Genomic DNA, 12,434 nt, shown 5'->3' with positions numbered 1-12,434 from the left:
CCGGCCGGTGGACCGGGGCGGACGAAAAGACCGCCGGCCCGCGACGAGAGTACGCGGGCCGGCGGGGCAGGCGGCGGGGGTGTCGAACCCCCGCGGGTGCGGTGCGGAGAGGGTCAGGTGCTCGGAGCGGGCGAGGCCGGGTCGCGGGCGTCGACCGCCTCGTGCACGACCTCCTCCTGAGCGGCAGGTTCCTCCGCGGCAGGCTCCCCGGACGGCTCTTCCGCGACCGGCTCGGCGACGTCCGCCTCCCCGGCGGCAGCCGTCTCGGGGGCCGCCTCCGGCGCGTACCCCTCCAGGAAGTCCTTGAGTTCGGACAGCACGTCGGCCGCCTCCGCCCCGTCGATCACCCGGTGGTCGAAGGCGAGGCTCAGCCGCATCACCGGCGCTACCACGACGGCACCGTCCCTGACGACCGGGCGGTCCACGATCCGCCCGAGGCCCAGCGTGACGGTCGTGCCGCCGACCGAGTGGAAGCCGTCCACCGCGCGGTGGCCCAGCGAGGTGACGGCGACGGTGCCCCGCAGCTCGGGCCGGTGCGCGAACGACCGCGTCGCCAGCCGGAACAGCGTGCGGCCCACCGGCACGGGCAGCCGGTGCAGCTTGCGCACCGCCTCGAACTCCGGCATCGTCTCGGGGTCCCCGTCGCGCAGCCGGTCCACATGCTGCTGCACGTCGTCCAGGCTCGACTGCTCCAGCCTCGGCACGACCGAGGACAGCACCACGCGGCGCCCGCCCAGGGTCTTGTCCAGCGTCACCTTGCCGCCGACGGTCGCGTAGCGCGCGACCTTGGGGCGGAGCCGGCCGCGGATGGCCGCGTTGGCCTCCGGGTGCGCGGCCAGCACGCTGCCGGACGCCTTGAGGACGTACGAGACGACCGAGTACCGGCGGCCGGCGAGCCGGGCCTCCGCCCGGTGCTCCTGGATCCGGCTCATGTCCACCTCGGTGTCGAGGAAGACCGGCGCAGAGGCCCGTATCTCGTCGCAGTGGTAGAGCGTGTGGCGGCGCTCTGCGGGGAAGCGGCTGACGCTCACGCCGCGACCGCCGCCTTGTGGATGCCGCTGAGGCTGCCGGCCTCCAGCAGGTCCGGCAGCGACACGCTGCGGCCGGTGCGGCGCTCGATGGCCGCCGTCAGCCAGAGCAGGTGCACCGAGTCCCAGCCGGCGATCTCGTCCAGAGGCCGGTCGGCGTCCTCGACGGACACCGGCAGCCCCAGTTCGTCACGGATCAGCACCACAAGATCGTCGATGGTCGTCATGAAGCGGGCACTACCTTTCGGGGATGGGTCAACGGGGCTGCGTCGCGGGCGCGTTCGTGAACGCCCGGATGTCGCGCAGGAGGGCGGTGGCGACGGCCCGCTCCGCGCCGTCGAGGTAGAAGTGGCCACCGGGGAACCGCTCGATGCGGAACGCGCCGGAGGTCAGCGGCTCCCAGGCCGCCGCCTCGTGCTCGGTCACCTTCGGGTCCGCGGTGCCGGTGAAGACGCTGACGGGGCAGCGCAGCAGGAAGCTCCGGTCGTAGCGGTACGTCTCCACGGCGGTGTAGTCGGCGCGCAGCGCCGGAAGGATCATGGCGCGCATGTCCGGGTCGGCGAGGATCTGCGGGTCGGTGCCGCTCAGCTTGGTGATCTCGTCGATGAGCCCGTCGTCGTCGCGCTGGTGCACGGTCTCGACGCGCGGCGTCGCCGGCGAGTGCCGGCCCGAGGCGACCAGCCCGAGGGGCGGGTTGGCGCCGTCCCGCTCCAGCCGGGCGGCGGTCTCGAAGCCGACGACCGCGCCCATGCTGTGCCCGAAGAGGACCAGGGGCAGGTCGGTCAGCGGCCTGAGCGCGGCAGCCACGCGGTCGGCGAGGGTGCGGACGTCGCGCAGCGGCTGCTCGTGCCTGCGGTCGTGCCGGCCCGGGTACTGCACGGCCACCAACTCGACCGACGGCGGCAGTTCCCGCTGCAGCGGGAAGAACGTGGTCGCCGCGCCGCCCGCGTGGGGCAGGCAGACAAGCCGTACGTCCGGCTGCCGGGCCGTGCCGAAGCGGCGCAGCCACGTCTCGTCGAACGGGATCTCAGTGGGCACCGTGCCAACGCCTTCCCGCGCTCTCCCGGGTGCGAGAGGCGGCACACGTGGAGAGCGCACCTTGAGCACTCCGACTCGCTTGTGGACCGCGACGCTACGGACACCGGTTGAAAGCCCGACAAAGAGCTTCTAAAGAGGTACGGACCGGGGGACGGTGCCAGGGGGCGCGGTGCCGGCGACGGCCGCGCCCCCGCGGCGTGCGGTGGTCAGGGCGGGATGCTCTTCAGCCGTGTGCCGATGTCGGCGCGCTGGGAGATGCCGAGTTTCTGGTAGATGCGGGTGAGGTGCTGCTCGACGGTGCTCACGGTGATGTGCAGCCGGTTCGCGACCTGACGGTTGGTCAGGCCCTTGGCGACGAGCGCGGCCACGCGGTGCTCGGCCCGGGTGAGCAGCCGCTCCTTGCCCAGGGTGTCGTGCACGGCCTTGCTGGTCCGTTCCGGTACGGGCGTGCGCGCCACGGCCTGGTCGGGCAGGCAGTTGCGGGCGATGTGCGCGCCCGCGGCCTGCGCCCTGGCGGCCCAGGATTCGTGCCCGAGCCCGCGCAGCGCGACGCCGAGTTCGTGCAGCGTACGCGCCTGGTCCAACCGGTCGCCGGTGGCGAGGAGTTCGTCCATCGCCCGGAACAGCAGCCCGGGGCGCTTGTGCGGCGGCGCCAGCCGGGCCTGTAGCCGCAGCACCATCGCGTGGTCGCGACCGCCGTGGCCGGGGGCGCGGGCCGTGTGTTCGGCGAGCATGCGGGCGGACATCTGCTGGTCGCCCAGGTGCAGCCACGCCTGGGCGACGTAGAGCCGCCAGGGCACCAGCGTGGGGTGGTCGACCAGGGTGCGCTCGGCGACCTTCCCGATCCGCAGGAAGTCCGCGAGCGCCGAGTGCGGCCTGTTCGTGGCGAGGTGGAAGCAGCCGCGGATGCAGAGGTAGCTCATCCAGTAGACGCTCTTCTCCCACGCCGGGGGAATCGGCTTGGCGAACACCCGCGCCACCTCGTTATAGCGCCCCATCTCCATGTGCAGCGCCGCGAGTACGGCCTCGGCCGCGCACGCGTAGCCCGTGCTGCGCTCCGTGATGACGCTCTCCACCAGCCGGACGCAGTCCAGGCCGGCGGCCAGCTTGCCCTGCCGCAGCGCGACGATCGCCTGCTGGAGCGAGAAGATCGCCTGCCAGCCGGGCGCGTCCCGGCTCGCCGACTCCTTGACCAGCCACTCGCACCACTGCCAGGCCGCGTCGAGCCGGTCCGCGATGACGAGGGCCTTGATCGAGCTCGCCAGCGACCAGACCGTGGCGTCGGAGAGGGTCGAGACCTCCAGCAGGTTCTCGGCGGCGGCGGCCCAGTCGCCCCGTCCGCCGAAGAGGAACGTGCCCTCGAAGGTCTTGAAGAGGGAAGTCGCCGACGCGTACGGGCTCTGCGAGCCGCCGTCGGCCGGCGGGAGCCGCGCGTTCTGCGCCTCGCCCTCCTGACCGGCCTCCCGGCAGTCCTGCCCGGATGAATGGTGGCTGTACCAGGCCCACAGCCAGGCGATGCTGGGGTGGTCGCCGGCGCGCACGTCCGCGGCGCTCGACTCGGCGCCCTGCCGCTGCAGCACGGCGAACGCCTCCTCGACCTTGCCGTAGCTGAAGAGCAGGTCCGCGAGGCCGTCGTACGCCGTGCTCGGCATCTTGCCCGCGTGGAAGGCGCTGAGCAATGCGGTGAGATGCCGGATTTCCGTGGCCGCGGGGCTGATGCGCTGCGTGATGAGCGCCAGGCGCATGTATATCTCGATACGGTCCGGGCCGCTCGGGCTGTTTTCCAGCGCCAGTTCGAGATACCTGACGGCCAGCCGTATGTCTTCCTGTCCGATGGCCGTCTCCGCGGCGTCGCGCAACGCGGACCGCTGCCACGCCTCCGCCGCGTGCCGGGCGGCGAGGAGATGCCGGGCGACTTCCGTGGTGGGACTGCCGGCATTGTTCTGGACCACCGCCGCGCGCCGGTGCAATTCGTTTCGCTGCAGGGTGCCGAGGTCCGCAAGAATTTCCCGGGGAGCGCTCTCGTGCCGGAAATTCGTACCGTCCAGGAGGCCGGAGTGGCGCAGCGCCTCCAACTGCTGGTCCATGACGGCCGGTGAAATACGCGTCATGCCCGACAGCAGCTCGGGCGCCGCGGAATCCCCGAGCACGGAGATGAGCCGCCCCAGCTCCACGGCGGTGGCGCCGCTGCGGTAAAGGCAGGACACGACGGCACGGCCGTACATCCCCAGCTCCGCCGCGGACTCCGCGCCCGTCGGCCGGGCCTCCATGTCCTCGTCCCGCAGGTCCTCGAGGAGCGCGCGCAGCAGCAGCGGGCTGCCGCCGCTGAGGTGGTGCAGCAGCTCGATCCACTGCTCGTGCGGGCGGTTGACGCGCGTGGTGACCGCCGCCCGCACCCCGCGCTCGTCCAGCGGACCCAGGTGGATGCGCTGGGCGTTCGGCCGCCGCAGCAGCTCCGTCTTGACCGGCTGGTCGCGATGGCGCAGGTGCGGGCAGTGGGACAGCAGGATGAGGGTGCGCCGGCTGCGGTGCCAGCCGACCGCCTGGAGCAGGAAGTCCAGCTCGGACCAGGGGATGTCCTGCACGTCGTCGATGCTGATCACCACCGCGCCGTTCTCCGCGACATGCGGCAGCGCGGCACTGAACTGCAGCGCGGGCGTGGCCCCCGCGGGGCCCTCGCCGGGCGGCGGGGCGGGCACCTGCGCGACGAGCTGCTGGAACAGGGAGATGGGCGGGTGCGCCGCGGTGCTCCTGCCCTGGACGCTGAGAATGGTCGCGCCCATATCGGCCGCGTGTTCTGTGATGGCGTGTAAAAGAGCGCTCTTGCCGCACCCCACGCCGCCTTCGATCAGAATTGTGCGCGACATTCCGTGGAGACAGCGAGAGAAAGCAGACCGCAGCGCCTCGAATTCGGCCGCACGGATGACGAAAGCCATACCGGATTACTCACCTCCCGTTGGCACAATTGATTCGTCGTGGGAATCGATTGCGCCTGAGCAAGTCCAGGTCATACGGCGCTCAGGGGAAGCACCGTACCGCGTATTCGGTTAGTAGTTTCACAGGTCGAGTTTGGTTACGCAAGGCCGGGTTTTCTCAGGTCCCGAGATTATGCCTAGGTCCGTTTTGCGCCATTCATCCTGGCCTTGTCGTGGTGCTGCGGAGTATACATCCCCTGGGACAATCGCATCGGTCCGCGAGCGCCGCTCCCGACTTACGGGAGCGAAGGTGGGCGTACCGGACGGCGCGTGAGCCCCCGAGGTGCGCCCGCGGGTCCCATCGTGGCGCCGCGGACGGTCCGTAGGGGGTGGCGCAGCGAGATTTTGGCGGGACTTTGGCGCCGCGCAACAGTCTGCCCGGATGGTTGCTGCCCTTGCCTGGCTGCTGCGCGCGCTGCAGGAAGCCTTGACGTCGCTCGGCCGGGTCTGGTTCTTCATCCCGCCCGCGCCCCCTGCCTCGCCCCCGCCCCCGCCTCCGCCTCCACCGGGTCCCGTCCCGGGGCACCCCGAACGGCTGCGCCCCGACGTCCCGCTCACGGAGCAAGAGGAGGCCCTGCGCCGCCAGTTGGACGACATAGCCCTGCCCGACGCCATCGGCGAGGAGAAGGGCCCGGGGGCGTAGCCGCACGGACACCGGCGGTCAGGCACCCGGGCAGAGCCCGTACGAGGACGAAGGGGCCGCCGTACGCGGCAGGCGGCAAAGGGGAAGCCCCGGTCGGAGGGGGGATCCGACCGGGGCGGTCTGAGGGGATACGGAGGGCGGTCGCCTCGCGGCGAAAGGCTCCATGGGGCTTCAGCCGAACGATCTTCCCCACGGGCGAGAGGTGAGGCCCGGGGACACTGTTCCCTCCGTACCCACGCCCGGTTCAACGGGAGGTGACCTCCGGTTGTTCCATGCCCGCCTCCGGGAGGGTGTGAAGCGCGACACAGCGGGGCCGCGGTGTCAGTCCAGCCAGCGGCCACCGCGCATCAGCTCGCGCCCCGGCAGCTCGTTCACCTCGCGCCACGCCTGGATCCGCCGCGGGGTGATCCGGAACCAGCGGTACCGGGCGGCCAGCCCGCGCGGGTCGAAGCCCGAGCGCGCCGCGAAGCGGTCCCCGTGCTCCCGCGGCAGCGCCTCCAGCTCGAAGAACTCGACCTCGCCGTCGATCACCGTGACGTCCCGCGTCGGCCCCAGCGCCAGCCGCGCGGTTCCGGTCGCGGCCAGGTTCCTGCCGGTCTGGCTCTCCGCGGGCGTCGCCACCCACAGCGCCTCGCCGTCCCAGGAGAACGACAGCGGTACGAGATACGGCATGCCGTCCGGCGCCGCGCTCGCCACCCAGACGTCGACGTCGTGGGCCAGCCGGTGCTCGGTGTCCCGGCGGCGCAGCGCGCGGGTGCGGGGCTCGGCGGGGTGCGTGGCTGCGGTCATCTCTCGCTCCTGGTCGTCGTGAGGCTCGTACGCGATCCGCCGGCCGGAACCGCACCGGGCCCGATCGCCACCACAGCCTCGCCCCGCCCACCCCCGCACCGCCTCCGTGCTGACCACGGAGAACACCGCGGATAATGAGATCGTGTCCACCCCGCCGATCTCCGCCCGCGAAGCCGAAGTGCTCGCGCTCCTCGGCGAGCACCTGAGCAACGCCGAGATCGCCGGCCGCCTCTTCATCTCCGTACGCACCGTCGAATCGCACGTCTCCTCCCTCCTGCGCAAGCTGCACCTGCCCGACCGGCGCGCCCTCGCCCGCCACGCGGCCGCCTCCACCGCCCGCCCCGGGCAGGCCGCGCCCGCCCTGCCCGCGCCGCTCACCTCGTTCGTCGGCCGCGCGCGGGAGCGCGCCGAGCTGGCCGCCGCCGTACGGGAACGGCGGCAGGTGACCGCCGTGGGCCCCGGGGGCGTCGGCAAGACCCGCCTCGCGCTCGCCGTCGCCGGCGACCTGGCCGGCGAGTTCGCCGACGGCGTGTGGTTCGCCGACCTGGTCCCGGTCACCGAACCGGCACGGGTGGGCGCCGCGGTCGCCGCCGCGGTGGGCGTGGGCGAGCAGCCGGGACGCGACGTGGACGACGCCGTACTCGCCGCGCTCGCGGACCACGACGCCCTGCTCGTCCTGGACAACTGCGAGCACGTACGCGAAGGAGTCGCCCCGCTCCTGGAGCGGCTGCTCGCCGCCTGCCCCAAGCTGCGCGTGCTCGCCACCAGCAGGGCCCGCCTCCTGGCCCCCTTCGAACGCGCCTTCCCGGTGCCCCCGCTGTCCCGCGACGGCGGCGACGAATCCGACGCCGTGGCCCTGTTCATGGACCGCGCCGCCGCGGTCGGCTGGCCGCCGGGACCGGGCGCGAGCGCGGGCGTCGCGGCCGTCTGCGAACGGCTCGACGGCATGGCGCTGGCCATCGAGCTGGCCGCCGCCCGCTGGGCCACGCTCGGGCTCGACGGCTTGACCGCGGGCCTCGGCGACCAGCTCCGGATCCTCACCGGCGGCGCCCGCGCGGACGACCGCCACCGCTCGGTGCGCGCGGTCCTCGACTGGAGCCACGACCTGCTGGAGCCGGAGGACCAGGCGCTGCTGCGCCGGGTGTCGGTGTTCGTCTCGCCGTTCACCGCCGCGGCGGCGGCCGAGGTCGCCGGAGACGGCCCGCAGGACGCCGCCGCCGTCGCCGACGGCCTCGGCCGGCTCGCCGAGCAGAGCCTCCTCGCCGTCGCCCCGACCGCGGCCGGCACCCGCTACCGGGCCCTGGAGACCATCCGCCAGTACGGGGCCGGGCACCTCGCCGCCGCGGGCGAGGAGACCGCCGTACGCACCCGCCACCTCGGTTGGTGCACCGCCGCCGCCGAGGAGCTGACCGGCGCCGGCGGCCCGGACTGGCGCGCCCGGTTCGACGACCTCGCCGAGGACCTGCGGGTCGCGCTCGGCTGGGCCGCTGCCCGGCCGGAGCTGCGCGCCGGCGCCCACCGGCTCGCCCTGTCGCTGGCCGGGCTGGCGTTCACCCGCACCCTGCTCGGCGAGGCCCAGCAGCGGTACGAGCAGGCCGCGGCCCTCGCCGATGACGATGGCGCCGCGGTCGCGCTGCGGCAGGCCGCGGCGGTCGCCGGCTGCCGGCGGCTCGGCGACGACGTGTACCGCCTGCACCGCGCCGCCGCGGAGGCCGCCGAGCGCGCGGGCGACCCCGCGGCCGCCGGCCGCGATCTCGCCGAGGCCGCCACCGCCGCGTACCGCTTCTCGACCTCCTTCGTCCGGCTCCCCGCCGTCACCGAGGTCACCGCGATGCTCGCCCGCGCCCGGGAGCTGGCCGGCGCCGACGCCCGCGCGGCCGCGGCCGTCGCGCTGGCCGAGGCGGCGGTGGTCAGCGACGCGTACGGCGCCGTGCAGGGCGACGCGGAGAACGCCGTGGCGGAGACGATCGAGCGCGTCGAACGGGCCGTCGCCCTGGCCCGCCGCGCGGCCGACCCGGTGACGGAGTCCGCCGCCCTCGACGCCCTGTCCGGCGCCCTGAGCTGGGCCGGCGACGCCTTCGCCACCGCATCCGCCACCCGCCGCAGGACCGAGGCGCTGGCGCCCCTGCCGCCCACGCCCGCCGCCACCCACGAGCGGATGGACGCCCTCGCCATGGCCGCCGGCACCGCGGTCGGCGCCGGGGAACTGGAGCGCGCCCGCGAGTGGGGCAGGGAACTCGCCGAGCACCCGCTGCTCGCAGAAGCAGGCCACCACGCCACCTCGTGGCTGCTCGTCGCCGACGCCTTCGCCGGCCGCGCCGACGAAGCCCTCGCCCACGCCGTCCGCTTCCGCGACTCCTTCGAGCACAGCGGCGGGCAGCAGTCCCTCTCCCTCGCCGCCGGAGCCGCGTCGGTCGCCATGGTCCACGGGCTGCGCGGCGACGACACCGCCCGCGCCACCTGGCTCGCCCTCGCCGCCCGCGCGGACACCACGCCGGAGCACCGGCACGGCTACGGCGCGGTCTTCGACGCCACCGTCCTGCTCCACCGCGGCGACGCGCGGGCCGCGCTGGAGCGGGTCGCGCCCGAGCCGGAGGAGGTGTGGAAGTGGGTGTGCTGGATCTGGCTGCACTGGTACGTCGCGCTGCGCGCGGAGGCGGCGGTGCTCGCCGGCCACCCGGCCGCCCGCGAGCGGATCGCCGCGGCCCGCGGCGTCGTCACCGGCAACCCGGTCGCCGCCGCCCAGGTGGACCGCGCCGAAGCGCTGCTCGACGGCGACCTGTCGCGGCTGCCCGCCCTCGCGGGGGCGTTCGCCGCGGCGGGGAGTCCGTACCAGGCGGCCCGGACGCTGCTGCTCGCCGGCGGCGACCACACCGCGACGGGGGAGGCGGCGCTGGCCGGCCTCGGCCTCGTACCGGACGACACGGGCACGCGGGACGCCGGACCGCAGGACGCGGAGCGGAAGGACGCCGCACCCGAGGACGCCGGACCGCCGCCGCGGCGGCGCCCGCGCCCGGCTAGCTGACCGCCTGCTTCACCAGCGCCGCGATCCGCGCCTCCACCTCGTCCGTCACCTCGGTCAGCGCGAAGCCCGCCGCCCACATCGTGCCCTCGTCCAGGTTCGCCAGATCGCTGAACCCCAGCGTCGCGTAGCGCGCGTTGAACTTCCCCGCGCTCTGGAAGAAGCAGACGACCTTGCCGTCCCGCGCGTACGCCGGCATGCCGTACCAGGTCTTCGGCGCCAGCTCCGGCGCCGTCGCCGTGACGACCGCGTGGATCCGCTCGGCCATGACCCGGTCCGAGCCGTCCATCTCCGCGATCTTCGCGAGCACGTCCCGCACCGCCTCCGCCGCCTTGTCCGCCTTCGAGCCGCGGCGCGCCGCCTTCTTCCGCTCCTGGGCGTACTCCTTCATCGCGGCCCGCTCCTCGGCCGAGAACCCCTCGTACGCGCCACCGGTCTCGCTCGTGCCCATGATCACTCCCGCCTTCCCGGCTCCGGCCCGGTCCTTCACCGGGCCGATCGCCATGCGCACAGCCTCGCTCCGGAGAGCCGCGGAACGCCTCCGTGCCCACCACGGAATCCGTCACGGACGTACCCGCCCGTGGCCCAGGGCCCCGCCCGGATTGGGCTGGACGGGGGGCAGTTGGGTGTGTCTGCCCGTAATAGTGCGGCGCCGCGACCGGCTTCTCCTACGGTTCTCACGTTCCGCTCTGGTGCGTAGCACCGCGAAAGGAGATCCCCGATGTCGATCCGCAAGGCTGCCGCCGCCCTGGTGGCCACCGCCGCCCTGACCCTGGGCGCGCTCGCCACGACGCCGTCGCTCGCCGCAGCCGACTCCGAGGGGCAGAAGGCGCAGGCCGCGCCCGCCGCGCAGGTCAACCCGTTCCCGTACCGCGGCAAGGTGCTCGGCAACAGTGTCGTCTACAAGCGGGCCAAGCCGACGACGCGCAGCGACATCCTCGGGTGGGCCGACTCCGGGACGATCGTCCGTATCCAGTGCAAGGTCATCGGCCAGAACGTGCTGGGCAACAACAGGTGGTACCGCGTGCCCGTGCGCGGCGGCGGTTACGGCTACATGTCCGCCCGCTACGTGCTGAACCTGGACCAGATTCCCTTCTGCCGGCCGTGACCCCGCCGCGGCTCACCCCCGCCGCCACGCCCGGCCGGTCCCACCGGCCGGGCGTTCGCATGGGCTAGCCGCGCGTGCGCTGTGCGGGGATGCCCGGAATGCGAGGGGGGTGCGCGCGGCGGTGCCGCAGGGTGCGCAGGTACGAGCGCGCGGTGGTGCCGCCGGCGCGCGCCGTGCACAGCAGGCGGGTGCTGCGGCGGCGTTGGAAGATGTCGTAGTCGTCGCGGACCAGCTCGGCGAGCACCGTACGGCCCAGCTCCAGGTACTGCCGTGGCAGTTCCTGTCCCGACGGGTGGACGTGGCGGTGCCAGCCGTCCGCGAGCCGGAAGAAGCGCCGGATCCGGTCGGCCTCGAAGCGGACGGCCTCCCGCAGCGACGGGGTCATCCGCTGCCGGGCGGCCGCGGTGGTGAGGTCCTCGCGGCCGAGTCCGTGGCGTTCGAGGTCGGCGAGGGGGAGGTAGACGCGGCCCAGGAGGGCGTGCTCGGAGATGTCGTCGAGGAAGTCGAGCATGTAGACGCCGTAACCCAGGGCGATGGCCTTCACCGTCGCCTCCTCGTCGACCGGCTCCAGCAGGGTGTTGACCCAGATGCTCATGTCCCCGCTGACGGAGCGCATGTGGAGCTCCAGATCCTCGAACGTCGCGTACGAGCTGGTGTCCAGGTCAGTCCGCAGCGTGCGCAGGAAGCGCCGGATCCCCTCCGGATCCATGTCCCAGGTACGCACCGTGTGGGCCAGCGCCCGGCAGATGAGCACGGCCTCAGCGGTCACGGGCCCGGCGCCGGTGCCCGTGGTGGCGGCGGTGCCCGGGTCGATCCGGCGCAGCGCCTCGTGCCGCAGGGCGTCGAATCGCTCGGCACGCTCGTGCATGCCTTGCTCGGTGGTGTCGAGGACGTCGCCCGCGTACCCGCAGAACGCGAGCATCGCGTCGTAGTACGGGCGTTTGCCGGGCGGCAGCAGGAAGCGCGCGATGGGAAACGCCGCGGAGTTGCGGCGCCTCAAGTACCGGCCGCAGGCGGCGTACGCGGCCTCGGCCTCCGTACCGCGCAGCCCGGCGGCGCTCAGTTCATGGGCGAACACCCTGCACCTCCCCTTCCGCCGGCACCGGGCGGGCCTCGTGCGCCGGGCGGATCAGCGCGTACCCCTGCGAGGGCGGGGGGCGCAGGCTCCCGCCGCGGGAGAAGAGCAGTTCCGCCGCCGGAATGGGCCGGTGGTAGAAGCACACCGACGAGGCGACGCCGAACACGTCGGCGGAGCCGAGGAAGAACGGCAGCTCGGCCTCCAAGTACCCCAGTCCCGCCTCGACCTGGCCCGGCGAGGGCTCCGTGCCCCGTAACTGCGAGCGCAGCGCGGTCGCGCTCATCTCCAGGCAGCAGCGGCGCAGTTCCGCGTCCTCCGCGAGCCCTCGAACCACCTGCGCGCGCAGGCTCCGGTAGACCGCGTCGCCGGCGAGCGCCGACAGCGGGTGCACGTGCTCCGCGCCCGGCGCCCCGATCCCCGCCTGCTGCCACGACCGCAGGATGCGGCTGCGCGCGGTGGCGGTCTCCCGGGTGGTCTTGCGCTTCGCGTACGCCGCCGGGTGCCCCGCGACCAGCAGGTTGTCGTGGTAGCAGGAGTCGGGGACGACGACGTCGATCGTCTCGAAGCGCGCGTGCAGCCACCGCAGCAGCCCGCGCAGCAGGTCGCCGTTGAAATAGCTGTTGCCCAGGCTGACTCCGACGACGACGTGGACGCCGGACTCGAACACCCGGGCGCAGTTCGGTGTCAGGGGCGTGTCGGTGAATTCCACCAGGGATACCTCCGAGAGGTTCCCGCCGGTGACGGGGACGGAGC

General features: G+C 73.8%; 11 protein-coding genes. 3 read left to right on the top strand and 8 right to left on the bottom strand.

Translation table 11 applies throughout. From position 1 onward, the window contains the following. Positions 1-113 precede the first annotated feature (113 nt). The 4 genes from DMB38_RS00475 to DMB38_RS00460 form a co-directional block, all read right to left on the bottom strand. Positions 114-1,031, bottom strand: a complete 918-nt coding sequence (locus DMB38_RS00475; protein WP_125933459.1) for a 2-oxo acid dehydrogenase subunit E2 — start codon at positions 1,029-1,031, stop codon at positions 114-116. Then, the gene (locus DMB38_RS00470; protein WP_047014281.1) at positions 1,028-1,255 is read right to left on the bottom strand and encodes an acyl carrier protein; all 228 of its coding nucleotides are present in this window, start codon (positions 1,253-1,255) and stop codon (positions 1,028-1,030) included. Before DMB38_RS00470 ends, DMB38_RS00475 begins: the two co-directional genes overlap by 4 nt. 28 nt (positions 1,256-1,283) lie before the next feature. After that, on the bottom strand, positions 1,284-2,066 hold the full coding sequence (locus DMB38_RS00465) for an alpha/beta fold hydrolase (protein ID WP_240661869.1): 783 nt from the start codon (positions 2,064-2,066) through the stop codon (positions 1,284-1,286). A gap of 206 nt (positions 2,067-2,272) precedes the next feature. After that, positions 2,273-5,002 carry a LuxR family transcriptional regulator gene (locus DMB38_RS00460; protein ID WP_125933457.1) on the bottom strand — a complete coding sequence of 910 codons (2,730 nt, stop codon included), beginning with the start codon at positions 5,000-5,002 and terminating at the stop codon, positions 2,273-2,275. A gap of 421 nt (positions 5,003-5,423) precedes the next feature. Here DMB38_RS00460 and DMB38_RS00455 point away from each other — a divergent pair, with 421 nt between their 5' ends. Beyond that, positions 5,424-5,684 carry a DUF6059 family protein gene (locus tag DMB38_RS00455; RefSeq protein WP_125933456.1) on the top strand — a complete coding sequence of 87 codons (261 nt, stop codon included), beginning with the start codon at positions 5,424-5,426 and terminating at the stop codon, positions 5,682-5,684. A 321-nt stretch (positions 5,685-6,005) separates the two neighbouring features. On the opposite strand, the gene DMB38_RS00450 is transcribed toward DMB38_RS00455, so the two are convergent. Next, positions 6,006-6,473, bottom strand: a complete 468-nt coding sequence (locus DMB38_RS00450; RefSeq protein WP_125933455.1) for a pyridoxamine 5'-phosphate oxidase family protein — start codon at positions 6,471-6,473, stop codon at positions 6,006-6,008. Between the two features lie 142 nt (positions 6,474-6,615). Between DMB38_RS00450 and DMB38_RS00445 the strand changes: the two genes are divergently transcribed. Continuing rightward, a complete protein-coding gene (locus DMB38_RS00445) occupies positions 6,616-9,498 on the top strand; it encodes a LuxR C-terminal-related transcriptional regulator (RefSeq protein ID WP_125933454.1) in 2,883 nt (960 codons plus the stop codon). On the opposite strand, the gene DMB38_RS00440 is transcribed toward DMB38_RS00445, so the two are convergent. Beyond that, positions 9,491-9,946 carry a DUF1801 domain-containing protein gene (locus DMB38_RS00440; RefSeq protein WP_125938724.1) on the bottom strand — a complete coding sequence of 152 codons (456 nt, stop codon included), beginning with the start codon at positions 9,944-9,946 and terminating at the stop codon, positions 9,491-9,493. The two genes, DMB38_RS00445 and DMB38_RS00440, sit on opposite strands and share 8 nt — an antisense overlap. 270 nt (positions 9,947-10,216) lie before the next feature. On the opposite strand from DMB38_RS00440, the gene DMB38_RS00435 reads away from it, so the two are divergent. Continuing rightward, entirely contained in the window at positions 10,217-10,603 is a 387-nt protein-coding gene (locus DMB38_RS00435; RefSeq protein ID WP_125933453.1) for an SH3 domain-containing protein, read from the top strand. 64 nt (positions 10,604-10,667) lie between these two features. On the opposite strand, the gene DMB38_RS00430 is transcribed toward DMB38_RS00435, so the two are convergent. Both DMB38_RS00430 and DMB38_RS00425 read right to left on the bottom strand, forming a co-directional pair. Beyond that, positions 10,668-11,681 carry a squalene/phytoene synthase family protein gene (locus tag DMB38_RS00430; RefSeq protein WP_125933452.1) on the bottom strand — a complete coding sequence of 338 codons (1,014 nt, stop codon included), beginning with the start codon at positions 11,679-11,681 and terminating at the stop codon, positions 10,668-10,670. Further along, positions 11,668-12,390: a tRNA-dependent cyclodipeptide synthase gene (locus DMB38_RS00425; protein ID WP_240661867.1), complete on the bottom strand. Its 723-nt coding sequence runs from the start codon at positions 12,388-12,390 to the stop codon at positions 11,668-11,670. Before DMB38_RS00425 ends, DMB38_RS00430 begins: the two co-directional genes overlap by 14 nt. Positions 12,391-12,434: the final 44 nt, after the last annotated feature.

The organism is Streptomyces sp. WAC 06738, assembly GCF_003945505.1.
Taxonomy (GTDB): domain Bacteria; phylum Actinomycetota; class Actinomycetes; order Streptomycetales; family Streptomycetaceae; genus Streptomyces.
This window is presented reverse-complemented; position numbering and strand designations above follow the sequence as displayed.

Excerpts from the sequence above, each read along its gene's own strand:
- DMB38_RS00450 (WP_125933455.1), bottom strand. The coding sequence starts at position 6,473 with ATGACCGCAGCCACGCACCCCGCCGAGCCCCGCACCCGCGCGCTGCGC.
- DMB38_RS00440 (WP_125938724.1), bottom strand. The coding sequence starts at position 9,946 with ATGGGCACGAGCGAGACCGGTGGCGCGTACGAGGGGTTCTCGGCCGAG.
- DMB38_RS00460 (WP_125933457.1), bottom strand. The coding sequence starts at position 5,002 with ATGGCTTTCGTCATCCGTGCGGCCGAATTCGAGGCGCTGCGGTCTGCT.
- DMB38_RS00435 (WP_125933453.1), top strand. The coding sequence starts at position 10,217 with ATGTCGATCCGCAAGGCTGCCGCCGCCCTGGTGGCCACCGCCGCCCTG.
- DMB38_RS00470 (WP_047014281.1), bottom strand. The coding sequence starts at position 1,255 with ATGACGACCATCGACGATCTTGTGGTGCTGATCCGTGACGAACTGGGG.
- DMB38_RS00455 (WP_125933456.1), top strand. The coding sequence starts at position 5,424 with ATGGTTGCTGCCCTTGCCTGGCTGCTGCGCGCGCTGCAGGAAGCCTTG.